Raw genomic sequence first — 14,494 nt, forward strand, 5'->3', positions numbered from 1 at the left:
TTAGGTCGAATTGCCGCGAACCACTTTGATGGCGACTTCCGGCTGCCCGATGACGCATCGTTCGACGCAGAGGCCGCAACCGACGCAGGCTTGCTCGTCGATGACCGGCGCGAACACGGAATGGATGGAATCGCCCTCGCGGAGGCGGTAGTCGATGGTGATGGCCCGATCGATGAGGGGGCAGGCGCGATAGCACACCTCGCAGCGCATGCCCTGCAGCGCGATGCAGAGGTCTTCGTCGATGACCGCATGCCCCATGTCGACGTCTTCGACCGCTGCGACGTCGCGCAGCGCATCGGTGGGGCACGCGGCGGCGCAGGGGAAGTCGTGGCAGAGCCTGCATGCCTGATTGCGCAGGTCGAGCGTCGGGGAACCGACGGCAGAACCCGCATCGGCGCTGGCGGGAACAAGCGCTGCGTAAGGGCAGGCTTCGATGCAGCGCCCGCATTTGACGCAGCGGGAAGAGAAGTCTTTCTCTCCCTGTGCTCCCGGAGGCCTGATGAGGCCGTCGGTCGGATGGGCGATGTAGGCGACGGCCTGAACGCCGAGTAAGGCCGCTGCTGCATATGGCAAGTATTTCGCGATACCCATGAAACCCCTCATTTCGTCTTATGCAATCGTGCATCCAGACGAAACCTCGGACAATCGGGGGTGTTACGGGTTTTAGGGAGTGAAATACCCCTTGCAAGGTAGGGATTATTACTATTCAAATATCAGCATAATAATGAACAGGGTAAACAACAACAGGTTACCGAGATCCAAAAGAACCGTTTTGAATCGATTTAGCTGTACAAGCGTATTCCGACGTAAACGGCCGTGTCGGGGAGGCCGTCAACCGAATAGACGCCCGATAGCGGACAGGCGGACACCTGCCAGCTGTACGTATATCCGTCGATGTCGACCGTACCGGCCTGGAACGTATTGCCCGAACCGTCGATGCCGGAATCGCCGTAAGCAGACGAGTCGAGGCCCTCGGCTATGATGGCGTTCTGTATGGCTGCATCGATCGACCCGGAGGCGAAATCGGCGTATTTGAGACGGTAATCGGTTCCGCTCGAACGGTCGACGATCATTTCCCAGGATCCGTTGAGCAGCTTGGCAGCATCGGCTGCGGAGAGCTTGGTGATTCCCTGCAGGTACAGAACCCCCGCTTCTTCGAGGCTCACATCGCTCGGAAGTTTTATAAGGTCGAACCCGACCCCGGCAGCGGCGATCTCCTCGTCGGTCTTGTCGTAGACCGTGTAGCCCGCCTCGTCGAAGGACGCGCGTATGCCCTCGTCGTCGTAGGAAGTGAGACTTGGCAGCGAGGGGAGGTCGAGCGACACGTCGCGATTGAGGTTCTCCTCTACCGATGCGGCAGCGCGAGCCGGTGCGTTGACCACCTCGTCGATGACCTTGAACCCGAAGTATCCGCCGATGCCGAGCGCGACGAGAAGAAACGCTGCGGCTATCAAACGCTGGGGCGCAGGCATGCTGAACGGTCGTGAAAGCCTGCTTCCGTCGAGATAGCGTACCGCATCGTCGGTATCAACGTACGAGGGCTTGTTGTCGTGCATTGCCATGGCTGTTTTCTCCTGAGGGCTTTTTGTACTTCGGGCATTATAGCATTGCGCAGCGACAATGCTCATGGTAGGATACTCCGCACCGTGGGGGAGTAGTTGGCATATATCCTATGCGGCACGTCAACATCCTGGGTAAAACCTGGCGTGTCTGAAATAACGAGACTCATGGCGCAGTGGAAAAACTGTGCCGGAGTCTTTTTTTATGACCGGATACGGCCCCGGCGCAGTACAGACGAGTAAAGGAGAACCTGTGGATCTATCGATCTTTACGACACCCGAGGCGTGGATCAGCCTCGTCGCGCTCATCTTCCTCGAGATCGTGCTCGGCGTCGACAACCTCGTGTTCATTTCGATCACGACGAACCGCCTTCCCGAGGAAAAACAGCATATCGGCCGTAAGCTCGGCTTGGCCGGCGCGCTCATCATGCGCATCGTCTTCCTCTGCTTCGCATCGTATCTGGTGCATATGACCGATCCGCTGTTCACCGTCGATCTCGGTGCGTATTCCCATGGGTTCTCGGTGCGCGATCTCGTATTGCTCATCGGCGGCGCCTACCTTATCTACAAGGGCATCGCCGAGCTGCGCGATATGCTCAGGCTTACCGAAATCAAAGCCGAGCATTGCGAGGAGCATAAAGCGCTTCATATGGTCACGTTGCCTCAGGCGGTGGGCACTATCATGGTCATGGACTTGGTGTTCTCCATCGATTCGGTCATCACGGCTGTGGGAATGGTCGACCAGCTCATCATCATGATCATCGCGGTCATGCTCGCCGTATTCATGATGATGATATTCATCGATCCCATCTCGAACTTCATCAACGGCCATCCCGAGATGAAGATGCTTGCCCTCACGTTCATCGTCGCCATCGGCGCCCTGCTCGTGATCGACAGCGCGGGATTCCATACCGGCATCGAACTTCTGCACATGCCGCTTGAGAAGCTCATGGTCTACTTCGCCATGGTGTTCTGCATCGTGCTCGAGTTGATCCAAATGCGCTACAACAAGAATTACGCCGCCTGGAGGAAGGATCGCTGGATCGAGGATACCGCCAAGCAGGTCGAGCGCGTGCGCGAGGAAATGCTCGAGAAGATGGAGAAGGACAAGAAAGCCGTCGAAGAGGGTACCGTACCGACGCCGGCGTCGGTTATCACGCCGGTCATCATCGGCAGCAACGTCTACATCATGATGCCGGTGGACGGGGAGGATGCGACCACGTTCAAGGCCCTTATGGAGGCCCCCCACAAGGCGAACGTGCCGATGGACGCTCCGCTCGAGATCGAAGCCGAATACGTCGAGGTCGAGGACATCGATCAAAACGAGAAGCCCGAGGAGCCCGAGGAGCCGACTGCTGGAAAGTAATCGCCCCGCTGAAGCGTCCTGCCCGTTCTCGGCATCGACTTCGCTCAGAGAACAGACGGTGCGGGCGGCTGCCCGTATCGCTGCATAACACGCGCGTATAAAAGCGGCTGTCCGATGAGGGCGGCCGCTTTTCCGTGTGCGTGCGCATTCCCGACGAGCCGAGCTGGGCGCATCGCGGCGTTTCGGACGGTTGGAATCTCCGCCGACGCAGTGAGGCTTCCGCTTGAATGCGCGATACGCGATGCGTGATGCGGCGGCCGCGGTTCCGCTTTTTGGGCAGCTCGATAGTCGAGCGGGAAAACTGGCTGAGATTGTCAATGTGCCGCAACGGCACAGCCTGCGCCGGGCTTTTCACTCCGTCACGTACGACGATCGGCGTGAAGCGCGCATCGTGTAAGTCTCGGGGGAATTCGAATCGCCTTTGCCAAGGCGATTGCGCCGTGCTGTCCCGAGTGGTTTATGGTACTGTTAAACCATGACTATCCTCGTAAGTCATACGTCTGCGCTTGAATACTGGAACACCGTCGGTGCAAAGTTTCTGCGTGACGGGGCCTCGCGAAGAAAGGCGACCGAGGCGGCGCGTTTAGCGCTCGATTGCACCGATAAGCCCCGTCTCGAAAGCGGCAACCTTCGTCCGGGCGGATGCACGCTGCCGTTAAGCGTGCTGGTTGGCAATGCATGCGCACGGACGAGCACGAGCGCGATCGCAAGTCGATACGTTGGAGGAAAACTTCCCGACAACTCGTTCGCGGATGCGGGCAAGGGGTTTCTTGTGAGCACGCCCGAATTTATATTCGTGCAGATGGCAACTCGGATCGGACTGGCAGAGCTCATTCGGCTCGGGTTTGAACTGTGCGGCACGTATGCCGAGAACGGCAAGCCTGCATCCGGAGCCCGTTGCATGGCCCCGCTTACTTCCTCCGTAAAGCTTCGAGCCTTCCTGGATGACGCTCCGGAGATATACGGAAAGAAGAAAGCCGCTCGCGCTCTGCGTTACGTTTTGGACGGATCGGCTTCTCCGAGGGAGACGGTGCTGGCAATACTGCTGAGCCTTCCGTACCGATTGGGCGGATTCGGGCTTGACGGGCTTTTGCTCAACTACCGTATCGATACGGGAAGAAGATCGCAATCGATGGCCGATCGAAGGTATTGCGTATGCGACCTTTACTGGCCGGAATCGAAGATCGCCGTAGAATACGATAGCGACCGGTGGCATACGGGTGCAGCGAGGATAGCGAGCGACGCGAAACGTCGTAACACGCTGCTGGCGCAAGGCGTTCGCGTTGTCGGCGTGACGAGGGCGCAGCTCGACGACGTCGAGGAACTGCGGAAGGTCGCACGGTTGCTGGCGAAGATGATGGGCAGGCGGCTGCGGTGCATGAGCCCGGAGTCGGTAGCAGCCCACTACGCGCTCCGCGCCGAACTCCAGGTTTCCGTGCGTCCGGACTGAGGAACCCGCTGCATGCGACCCTTGCGACGGAGCCGATCGGTTATCGGCCGGGCGCATGCGCCACCGCAACGCGGTGCCTCTGAGGGGTCTTTGGATTGTCAGGCGCTCACGCCGCCAAACCGTCAGGAGAACAGGTCGTAACCTTCGTCTGAGATGAAGAGTTTGGTGGCTCCTTTGAGGATGTGGGCCGAAAACGGTGTGGTCAGCTCGGTTGCCTCCCCGTCGTACTGAACCTGCATCGGGGGGTCGGCCGACACCTCGATCTTCGAGCCGCGATGGATTTCGAGCGCATCGCTGCGATCGGGAAAATCTCCGCCGCGGTCGAGCAGTCCCGCAACGACGGCGGGGATAAGCCCGAATGCGTTTTCAGCCTTGAGCACGACGACCTCGAACTCCCCGTCGCGCGGTTCGTTTTCGTGAGTGACCGAGATATCGAACTGGATCTTCGAGAAGTTCACGAGGAGGATGCCGAGCCCCTCGCGCTCGATCGTCTCGCCGTCGATGGTGAGCGTGAACCGGGAAACCTCGGGAAGGGGGTTCGTGATGGCGGCAGAAAAGTACGCCATGGGTCCCAGCAGGCGTTTGTTGGGTTTGGCGTCATGCATGATGGCCGCATCGTAGCCGGCTCCCGCCATGATGGCGAAGCCGAACGTTTTGCCCGCGACCTCTATTTCCCCGAGGTCGAAGTCGAGCGTCTGGCCCGACTTGACGAGCTTCGCCAAAGCGTGCGGCTCGAGGGGCGAGGCGAGGTTGAGCGTGAGGATGTTGGCCGTGCCGGCGGGGAAGGGCAGGATGGGGATGCCGGTGTTGCGCAGTTCGTAGCAGACGGCGGCGACCGTCCCATCGCCTCCGCTCGCAACGACGGCATCGTAGGATGACGCATCTTCGAGCATGTCGGTCAGATCGGTTGTTCCGTCGGTCGAACGGATGCAGACTTCGTCGCCGTCGGACACGAACGAGCGAACGAAGTCGTAGATCGCGCCTTCGCCGAAGCCGGATGAGAGATTGTTGACAATAAGCAGTTTCACAGATTCCCTTTCTGTTGCTATGATAGTACATCATACGGAATGAGAAAACACGAAGGACGTCCCTTGTACATAGCAAACCAAGACGAACTCGTGTCGTTTGTCGATCGTGCGAAAGCGTCGAGCGTTCTGGCAATCGATACCGAGTTCCTGCGCGAGAAGACCTATTATGCCCGCCTTTGCCTGCTCCAGATGGCAACCGACGACGAGACGGTCATCGTCGATCCATTTGCGGTCGATGATCTTGGCGTGCTCGCATTGCTGCTTGAAAACGAATCCATCGTGAAGCTCTTTCATGCAGCGGGGCAGGATCTTGAGATCCTGTACCGGGAAATCGGCGTGCTGCCCAAGCCGGTGTTCGACACGCAGATCGCCGCGGCCCTGCTCGGCCACACCCAGCAGATCGGTTACGCCGCCCTCGTGTACTCGGAATGCGGCGTTCAGCTGAAGAAGATCGACTCCTTCACCGACTGGTCCCGAAGGCCTCTTTCGGAATCGCAGCTCAGCTATGCGGCCGACGATGTGATATACCTGCCGAAGCTTTACGCTTCGATGCATGCGGCCCTCGAAGAGAAGGGCCGGCTTCATTGGCTCGATCAGGATTTCGAATCGCTTTCGGACCCGGGTCGCTACGAGATCGACGAACGCGACCGCTACCGCAGGCTCAAGCGCGTGTCCCAGCTTTCGAGGAAACAGCTGTCGGCGGCTCGCGAGGTGGCTGCTTGGCGCGAGGTGGAGGCCCAGCGTCGGGATGTGCCGCGCAAGTGGATCGTAACCGACGAGCAGATCGTCGAAGCATGCAAGCGCGAAGCCCGCACCATCGACGAGCTCTTTATGGTGAGGGGCCTTGGAGACCGTTTGAGCACGAAAGACGCTCGAGCGGTGGTGGGGCTCATAGCCAAGGGCATCGACGCTCCGAAAGAGACCTGGCCCGAGACCGATCGCACCGGCAAGAACGAGCGCAACGTCGACGCGGAACTCGATTTGATGTGCGCGCTCGTGCGCTTGCGAGCGAAGGAGAACGGGGTTGCATTCCCGACGCTCGCCTCGCACGACGATCTCGCGCGGGTGGCGCGGGGCTATACCGAGGGGATCGATCTGCTCCGCGGATGGAGGCGCGCCCTCGTGGGAGCCGAACTCCTCAACCTGCTGGCGGGCAACATTGCCTTGAGTCTTGAAAAAGGTGCGCTCAAGGTTACGAAAACTTCACAGTAATCCTGTGATGTTTTCGAACGGATGACCGATTCCCGTATAATGGTTTTCGAAACATGGAAGCTCAGACGCAGGCATGATCTGCGCGCATATCTAAGGAGACTGAGAGCGCTATGCCAATTAGCCCCCTCTATATCGCATTGATCGTCGTTACGCTCGCCATCGGCGGGTTTGCGACCTTTTACGTCAACTCCAAGTTGAAGAAGTACAAGAAGGTTCCGTCCGCGCTCGGCATAACGGGTGCCGAGATGGCGCGCCGCATGCTCGCCGCCAACGGGGTGTCCGGCGTTTCGATCCATCAGGGCGCACCCGGGCAGGATCACTTCGATCCGCGCAGCAACTCCATCTCGCTCGGACCCGACGAGTACAACGGCACGAGCATCACGGCCATCGCGACGGCCTGCCACGAAGCGGGGCACGCCGTGCAGTTCGCGCAGGGCTATTCGCCCATGAAGATCCGCAGCGCGCTCGTCCCCGTGGTCAACCTGGCGTCGAACGCCTGGATGTTCCTGTTGCTCATCGGCATCTTCATGAACCTTATGGGCCTTGTCGACCTTGCGATCATCATGTACGCCGCTGCGGTGCTCTTCCAGATCGTGACGCTGCCCGTCGAGTTCAACGCGAGCCGCCGCGCCATGGCGTACCTCGGTACGACCGGCGTGTCGCAGGGCGAGCAGACAGGTGCCTTCTCGGTGCTGCGCGCCTGCGCATTCACTTATGTTGCTGCGGCCCTGACCTCCATCCTGCAGCTGCTGTACCTGCTGTCCCTTCGCGACAACAACTAGGCGATCGCGCATGCCGGAGGATTTCGAGCAGCGCCAAGACGAACCGTTGAGCGTTTCGGCGGCGCTTGCGCTTGCCAAGAAATCGCTCGAGTCGTTCACCGTCAAGCTCATCGGCGAGGTCTCCGAGGTCTCGAACAAGCCCGGATACAAAGCCGTGTACTTCTCGGTCAAGGATTCCGGGGCGAGCATGCCCTGCATGATGTGGCTCAACCGCTACAAGAGCGCGGGCGTTGATCTGCGGGTCGGCATGCTCGTCGAGCTGACGGGGCGGTTCACCCTGTACGCGCCGAAAGGCCGTATGAACTTCGACGTTTTCGGCCTTTCCCTCGCGGGCGAGGGAAACCTGCGTTTGCAAGTGGCGAACCTTGCCAAAAAGCTCGAGGCCGAAGGCCTTATGCGGCCCGAGCGCAAGAAGCCCCTTCCGCAGCTTCCCGAGCGCATAGGCCTCGTAACCTCCCCGCGGGGTGCGGCGGTCCACGATGTGCTGCGAACGCTGAGAAGGCGCTATCCGCTTGCACGGGTCATGCTCGCAGGCGTCGCCGTCGAAGGGGAGCATGCGCCCGCCGGGCTGATAGCGGCGCTCGAGGCGGTACGGGATGCGGGGGCCGAGGTCGTGCTGCTCGTGCGCGGCGGCGGGTCGTTCGAGGATCTCATGCCGTTCAACGACGAGGCGTTGGCGCGTGCCATCGCATCGCTCGGCGTGCCGGTGGTTACCGGTATCGGACACGAGCCCGACACGAGCATCGCCGACATGGTGGCCGACGTGAGAGCTTCGACGCCGACTGCGGCGGCGGAGACGGTGAGTCCGACCTTTGAGAGCCTCGAAGGTGAGCTCGACATCGAGGGGTCGAACCTTTCCCGCGTCTTGACGACGAGGATCGAGCGGGCGCTTTCGGCGGTCGACCGCATCGCCGATCGCCCGGTGTTCGCCGACCCGAACATGCTGTTCGCCGTGGAAGCGCAGAGCCTCGACTTGTTCGAAGACCGCCTGCAGCGGGCCATTCCGATCAATCTCGATCGCGATCGCGTGAGACTCGCCCATCTCGAGGAGCGAGTCCGCTCGGCGGGCGCTGCGATGCTGCCGCGTTTCGAGAACCAGCTCGCCATGGGTGCCGCGCGCCTGCACGACCTATCGCCGCTCACGATTCTTTCGAGAGGCTACGCGATCGCCAAAGACGAACAGGGCTCCATCGTCAAGAGCGTCGATGCCGTACGGCTCGACGATACGGTCCAGGTCGAGGTTGCAGACGGCCGTCTCGGCTGCACCGTCGAGAAGATAGAGAAGATTACGAGTGAGAACATTTTGTTTGGAGGCTTAGATGAACGATAACGCGCGGCCTATCGAAGAGATGACGTTTCGGGAGGCGATGTCCGAGCTCGAGGGAATCGTCGGCGTGCTCGAGGGCAACACCCTTGAGCTCGAGGATTCCCTGAAAAGCTACGAGCGCGGCGTTGCACTGCTCGCCGCGTTGAAGAAGCGCCTGAACGAGGCCCAGCAAAAGGTCGATGTCCTCATGGGCGAACTCGAAGCGGGTGCAAACGATGCAGCCACCGATACGACCTTGTCGTAGAATGTCATCGTAGCGGCAGAAACGAAAACCTGAAACCGATGCAGGTCAGAAGGAAAGGAACCGGTATGGACGATTGCATTTTCTGCAAGATAGCGGCAGGGGAGATACCCGCAACCGTAGTGTACGAGGACGAACGCGTTCTTGCATTCGAGGATCTTAATCCCCAAATGCCCGTTCATGCGCTCATCATCCCCAAAGAGCACTACGCCAACATCGGGGACGGCGTCCCCGACGATCTTATGGGCCACGTATTCAACACGGTGAAGAAAGTCGCCGAAATCGAAGGCATCGCCGATTCGGGGTATCGCGTCATCGTCAACACCGGATCCGATGCGCAGCAGACCGTCCACCACCTTCATGTGCATGTACTCGGTGGCGCGCCGATGAATTCGGGATCTCCCGCTTTGTCGTAGGGTTCGCTCGCCCGTGCGGCGAGCTCGATGCGCCCGCGTCCCTTTCCGCTGCTCGCCGCAGGCGATGCGGCGATGATGGATTGCGGGTTCGGCTTGCGGTGCGAACCGCGGGCAACTCGGGCCGCGTATGCGGCCTTTTTCTTTATTCTCGGGTCGATACCTGTGGATTTTCTATAACATGCTGCCGCTTGCCGAGATCCTTGACCACTCAATCGGACAGATGGGCTGATAACCCCTAAAATTAATAGCTTACCGAGTGCACAAGGAGGCGGAATATTGAACGTATTGGTTGTCAACGCAGGTTCATCGTCCCTGAAATACCAATTGGTCAACGTCGAGCAGCAGAAGCTCCTCGCCAAGGGGATCTGCGAGCGGGTAGGCTCGAGCGGGGCATTTCATAAGCACGGACTCGATGAGAACGAGCATGTGCTCGATGCCGAGATGAAAGACCACGATGCCGCAATGGCACTCGTCATCGATGCACTTCTCGACGGACCCACGAAAGCCATCGATTCGCTCGACGAGATCGACGCGATCGGGCATCGCGTCGTGCAGGGCGGCAAGTACTTCGACAAATCGGCTCTCATCGACGACGACGTGATTGCCAAGATCGACGAGCTTGCAGAGCTCGCACCGCTTCACAACAAGGCAGCGCTCATGGGTATCCACGCCTGCCAGAAGCTCATGCCGAACGTTCCGATGGTGGCGGTGTTCGACACGTCGTTCTTCCAGACGCTCCCCCCGAAGGCGTACATGTACCCCTTGCCTTACGAGATGTACGAGAAGCATGCCATCCGCAAGTACGGCGCCCACGGAACCTCGCATCGCTACGTGGCCGAGCGCGCCGCCGTCGTGCTCGGGGAACCGCTCGACGAGCTCAAGCTCATCACCTGCCACCTCGGGAACGGCTGCTCCGCCTCGGCCATCGATCACGGCGTCGCCGTCGATACCTCGATGGGTCTCACGCCGCTCGACGGCCTCATGATGGGAACCCGCTGCGGCGCGATCGATCCCGCCATCGTTCCGTTCATCATGGAGCACGAGGGTCTGACCACTTCCGAGGTCAACGACCTCATGAACAAGAAATCGGGCCTTTTGGGCATTTCGGGCATCAGCAACGATCTGCGCAGCGTCAAGGAGGCTTCCGAGCAGGGACACGAACGAGCCCAGCTCGCTTACGACATGTACTCGAACTCCGTTAAGAAGTACATCGGGCAGTACATCGCCGTCATGGGCGGCGTCGACGCCATCGTGCTCACGGCGGGCGTCGGCGAGAACTGCGAGAAGATGCGCCGCATGATCTTCTCGGGCCTGCAACCGCTCGGCATCGTGCTCGACGAGGAGAAGAACCGCCACCGCGGGTTCGAGCGCGAGATCTCGAGCGACGATTCGAGGGTCAAGATCATCGTCATTCCCACGAACGAGGAGTACATGATCGCCCGTGACACCTACGAAATCGTGTACGCCAAGAGCCAGCTTGTGGAGGCGTAAGCCGAAAGCACGCGCTCCCGGCATCCCGTTGCCCCGCAAAACGAAGCGACCCCGATGATCGGCAGATCATCGGGGTCGCTTTTTCTTCGCTACAGCGCTGCGAAGCGCTCGCGCGGATGGTGTCAGTTCGCCGCCTTCTTCGCCTGGGATTGCACGCAGGTGATTCCGATCACGCCGACGATGTCCTCGGCCGAGCAGCCGCGGGACAGGTCGTTCACCGGCGCGGCAAGGCCTTGGGTGATGGGGCCGTAGGCTTCGGCCTTCGCAAGGCGCTGCACGAGCTTGTAGCCGATGTTTCCGGCATCGAGGTCGGGGAAGATAAGGACGTTGGCCCTGCCCGCAACCGTCGATTCGGGTGCCTTCGACGCGCCCACCGAGGGCACGATGGCGGCATCGAGCTGCAGCTCCCCGTCGATGGCGACACCGGGTGCGAGCTCCCGGGCTATTTCGGTCGCCTCGATGACCTTGTCGCGGTCGGCGTTCGCCGAAGCGGATCCGTAGGTCGAGTGGGAGAGCATGGCGACGACGGGTTCGGTGCCGATGAGCGTCTTCCACGACCCGGCCGAGCTCACCGCGATGTTCGCGAGCCGTTCGGAATCGGGCTGGATCTCGAGGCCGGAGTCGGCGAACAGGAACACGCCGTTGTCGCCGTATTCGCAATCGGGGACGATCATGATGAAGAACGCGCTCACGAGACGAACGCCGGGTGCGGTTTTCAGGATCTGGAGCGAAGCGCGCAGCACGTCTGAGGTGGAGTGGCAGGCACCGCACACCATGCCGTCGGCGCGGCCGAGCTTCACCATCATGTTGCCGAAGTACAGTACGTTGTCCATGAGTTCGAGCGCCTGCTCTTCGGTCATGCCCTTCGCCTTGCGAAGCTCGTAGAGCGCGGAGGCGAATTCGGCGCGTTCGGGGGCGGTGCGCGGATCGACTACGGCAGCGCCTTCGAGGTTGTAGGAACTCGCGTTGATCGCTTCGGCGTTCCCGAGGATCACCAAATCGGCGATATCGTCGGCCAAGATTGCCTCGGCTGCTTTAAGCGTCCGCTCGTCGTCTCCCTCGGGCAACACGATGGTCTGCTTATCGGATGCAGCCTTCGCAAGGATGGTTTCGATGAATGATCCCATGTTGGTAATCCGTCCTTTCTCGATTTGTCCAAATTATATGATAATGGGACGAGGTGCAATGTCTCACGGTAAAATGGTTTCTCGGCAGAATATGCAGGACAATAGCAAGCCGCGCTGCATCGGCGGAAATGAGCCGGGGCGCCGCTTCGTCTCATGCATTTCCAAAAGGAAGGGTTCACATGGGTGTACAGGTGCGCAGTTTAAAGGAGCTCGACGTCGCCGACTACGATGCGGTTGTCGTGGGAAGCGGTTTTGCGGGTGCCGTCGTGGCTCGGGAGCTTGCCGAACGGGCGGGCAAGCGCGTGCTGATCGTGGAGAAGCGGGCGCATATCGGCGGCAACATGCACGATGAGCTCGATGAGAGCGGCATCCTCGTCCACCGTTACGGGCCGCATATCTTCCATACCAACGACAAGCGCGCTTTCGAGTACATCAGGCGCTTCACCGAGTGGCGCGATTACGAACACGAGGTGCTCGCCGATTGGTACGGCACGTACATGCCCGTTCCGTTCAACAAGAACTCCATGGAGATCGTCTACGGCGAGGAGAAGGCCGCCCGCCTCATCGACAAGCTCATCGAAACGTTCGGCGACGAACGCAAGGTGACCATCAACGAGCTGCGCGCCCAAGACGATCCGGAGCTTTCCGAGATCGCCGACTTCATCTACAAGAACGTGTTTCTGTACTACACCCAGAAGCAATGGGGCCTCACGCCCGAAGAGGTCGATCCGAGCGTAACCGCGCGCGTGCCCGTGTTCGTTTCGCGCGACAACCGCTACTTCCAGGACGCCTACCAGGGAATGCCCGCCGACGGCTACACGGCGGTGTTCGAGAACATGCTCGACCACGAGTTCATCGACGTATGCCTCGAGACCGAGGCCGAGAGCGTTTTCGATCTCGAGTTCGAGAGCGACGACGAGAACGCGCCGCTTTGCGCCATCTCCATCAAGGACGTGGCGATCACCGGGCCCATCGTCTACACCGGCCCGCTCGACGAGCTTTTCCTCTCGCGGTTCGGCAGGCTTCCGTACCGCAGCCTCGACTTCGTCTACGAGACCCACGATGCCGATCACGTGCTTCCGTGCGGCACGGTCAATTTCACTGTAACCGAGGATTATACGCGCATCACCGAGTTCAAATACCTGACGGGGCAAGATCATCCCAAGACGACGATCATGAAGGAATACTCCCATTCCTACGACGACCCGAAGACGCAGATCCCGTATTACGCGATCATCAACGAAGAGAACGCCGCGCATTACGATCGCTACCTCAAGCTGACGAGCGGCCTCGACAACTTCCATCCGCTCGGACGGCTCGCCGAGTACCGCTACTACAACATGGACGTCATCATCGGCCGTGCGCTCGCGCTCGCCGACGAACTCGTCGGCGAAGAGTAGTCGGCGGTATGGCTATGAAGACAATAACGTTTGCGATACCGTGCTACAACTCCGCATCGTACATGGACGTCTGCATCGAGTCGATTATGAAATGCGGCGACGATATCGAGATCCTCATCGTCAACGACGGGTCGACGAAGGACGACACGGCCGAGAAAGCCGATGAATGGCAAGCGCGTCATCCCGGCATCATCAAGGCGATCCACAAAGAGAACGGCGGACACGGTTCTGCGGTGAATGCGGGGCTGGCCGCGGCAACCGGCCTGTACTACAAGGTGGTCGACTCCGACGACTGGCTCGACGAGGCCGCCATGCGCGAGATCATGGCCTATCTGCGCGAGCAGGCGACGCGCGAGAACCCTACCGATATGGTGATAGGGAATTACGTGTACGAGAAGGTGCACGAGGGCAAGCGGACCATCATGCACTACCGCAACGTGTTTCCCGAAAGCAAGGAGTTCGGGTGGGAGGACGTCGGGCACTTCTCCCAAAGCCAGTACCTGCTCATGCATTCGGTCATCTACCGAACGGAGCTGCTGCGCGACATCGATCTGAAGCTTCCCGAGCACACCTTCTACGTCGACAACATCTTCGTGTACGTTCCGCTTCCGCATGTGAAGACGATGTACTACCGCGATGTCGACATGTACCGGTACTTCATCGGACGCGAGGATCAGAGCGTCAACGAGAGCGTCATGATGTCGCGCATCGATCAGCAGCTTCGCGTCACGCGCGTCATGATCGACTCGGTCCGTCTTCCCGACGACGTCTCGGATAGGCGCCTCGAGCATTACATGGAGAACTACCTGTCCATGATGATGTGCATCTGCTCCATTTTCCTGCGCATGCAAAACACCGACGAGTCGGAAGACAAGCGCGAGGAGATCTGGATGTACCTCAAGGACAGCAACGAGACGCTGTACCGCCGCATCAGGCGCAGCGTGCTGAACATGGGAACGAACCTTCCCACCGAGTTCGGAAGGCGCATCGGCCTGACGGGATACCGCATGGCCCAGAAGATTTTCAAATTCAATTGACGCAGCACCTCGCGGCGCCCGGCCTCGGTTTTCGGGCGGAAGCACCCACCGTATAGGC

The 14,494-nt window shown here is 60.0% G+C and carries 14 protein-coding genes; 10 read left to right on the plus strand and 4 right to left on the minus strand.

The features are described 5' to 3' along the window. On the minus strand, nucleotides 1-591 hold the full coding sequence (locus tag MWL89_RS08080) for a 4Fe-4S dicluster domain-containing protein (protein WP_244412558.1): 591 nt from the start codon (nucleotides 589-591) through the stop codon (nucleotides 1-3). Between the two features lie 191 nt (nucleotides 592-782). After that, nucleotides 783-1,562: a teichoic acid transporter gene (locus tag MWL89_RS08085; protein WP_244412559.1), complete on the minus strand. Its 780-nt coding sequence runs from the start codon at nucleotides 1,560-1,562 to the stop codon at nucleotides 783-785. A 250-nt stretch (nucleotides 1,563-1,812) separates the two neighbouring features. On the opposite strand from MWL89_RS08085, the gene MWL89_RS08090 reads away from it, so the two are divergent. Continuing rightward, nucleotides 1,813-2,925, plus strand: coding sequence for a TerC family protein (locus MWL89_RS08090; protein WP_102378175.1), 1,113 nt, complete (start codon nucleotides 1,813-1,815; stop codon nucleotides 2,923-2,925). Nucleotides 2,926-3,400: 475 nt separating this feature from the next. Further along, nucleotides 3,401-4,375 carry an endonuclease domain-containing protein gene (locus tag MWL89_RS08095; RefSeq protein ID WP_244412560.1) on the plus strand — a complete coding sequence of 325 codons (975 nt, stop codon included), beginning with the start codon at nucleotides 3,401-3,403 and terminating at the stop codon, nucleotides 4,373-4,375. A 122-nt stretch (nucleotides 4,376-4,497) separates the two neighbouring features. On the opposite strand, the gene MWL89_RS08100 is transcribed toward MWL89_RS08095, so the two are convergent. Continuing rightward, nucleotides 4,498-5,403 carry a diacylglycerol/lipid kinase family protein gene (locus tag MWL89_RS08100; RefSeq protein WP_102378174.1) on the minus strand — a complete coding sequence of 302 codons (906 nt, stop codon included), beginning with the start codon at nucleotides 5,401-5,403 and terminating at the stop codon, nucleotides 4,498-4,500. A 63-nt stretch (nucleotides 5,404-5,466) separates the two neighbouring features. On the opposite strand from MWL89_RS08100, the gene rnd reads away from it, so the two are divergent. The 6 genes from rnd (at nucleotide 5,467) to MWL89_RS08130 (ending at nucleotide 10,872) form a co-directional block, all read left to right on the plus strand. Continuing rightward, entirely contained in the window at nucleotides 5,467-6,615 is a 1,149-nt protein-coding gene (rnd, locus tag MWL89_RS08105; RefSeq protein ID WP_244412561.1) for a ribonuclease D, read from the plus strand. A 110-nt stretch (nucleotides 6,616-6,725) separates the two neighbouring features. Next, on the plus strand, nucleotides 6,726-7,397 hold the full coding sequence (locus tag MWL89_RS08110; RefSeq protein WP_102378172.1) for a zinc metallopeptidase: 672 nt from the start codon (nucleotides 6,726-6,728) through the stop codon (nucleotides 7,395-7,397). Between the two features lie 10 nt (nucleotides 7,398-7,407). Beyond that, nucleotides 7,408-8,727, plus strand: a complete 1,320-nt coding sequence (gene xseA, locus MWL89_RS08115) for an exodeoxyribonuclease VII large subunit (RefSeq protein WP_244412562.1) — start codon at nucleotides 7,408-7,410, stop codon at nucleotides 8,725-8,727. Next, nucleotides 8,717-8,968 (plus strand): exodeoxyribonuclease VII small subunit, encoded by a 252-nt coding sequence (gene xseB / locus MWL89_RS08120; protein WP_102378170.1) that lies wholly within the window; start codon nucleotides 8,717-8,719, stop codon nucleotides 8,966-8,968. The genes xseA and xseB overlap by 11 nt, the downstream gene beginning before the upstream one ends. A 65-nt stretch (nucleotides 8,969-9,033) precedes the next feature. Continuing rightward, nucleotides 9,034-9,381, plus strand: coding sequence for a histidine triad nucleotide-binding protein (locus MWL89_RS08125; protein WP_244412563.1), 348 nt, complete (start codon nucleotides 9,034-9,036; stop codon nucleotides 9,379-9,381). A gap of 276 nt (nucleotides 9,382-9,657) precedes the next feature. Beyond that, nucleotides 9,658-10,872: an acetate/propionate family kinase gene (locus MWL89_RS08130; RefSeq protein ID WP_102378168.1), complete on the plus strand. Its 1,215-nt coding sequence runs from the start codon at nucleotides 9,658-9,660 to the stop codon at nucleotides 10,870-10,872. A gap of 122 nt (nucleotides 10,873-10,994) precedes the next feature. Here MWL89_RS08130 and pta read toward each other — a convergent pair whose 3' ends face one another. Further along, nucleotides 10,995-11,999, minus strand: coding sequence for a phosphate acetyltransferase (gene pta / locus MWL89_RS08135; RefSeq protein ID WP_244412564.1), 1,005 nt, complete (start codon nucleotides 11,997-11,999; stop codon nucleotides 10,995-10,997). Nucleotides 12,000-12,178: 179 nt separating this feature from the next. Here pta and glf point away from each other — a divergent pair, with 179 nt between their 5' ends. Together glf and MWL89_RS08145 are read left to right on the plus strand one after the other, a co-directional pair. Next, nucleotides 12,179-13,399, plus strand: coding sequence for a UDP-galactopyranose mutase (gene glf, locus MWL89_RS08140; RefSeq protein ID WP_244412565.1), 1,221 nt, complete (start codon nucleotides 12,179-12,181; stop codon nucleotides 13,397-13,399). 8 nt (nucleotides 13,400-13,407) lie between these two features. Then, nucleotides 13,408-14,436: a glycosyltransferase family 2 protein gene (locus MWL89_RS08145; RefSeq protein WP_482124269.1), complete on the plus strand. Its 1,029-nt coding sequence runs from the start codon at nucleotides 13,408-13,410 to the stop codon at nucleotides 14,434-14,436. Nucleotides 14,437-14,494: the final 58 nt, after the last annotated feature.

Origin of the sequence: Raoultibacter timonensis (assembly GCF_022845715.1) — a bacterium.
Lineage (GTDB): Bacteria > Actinomycetota > Coriobacteriia > Coriobacteriales > Eggerthellaceae > Raoultibacter > Raoultibacter timonensis.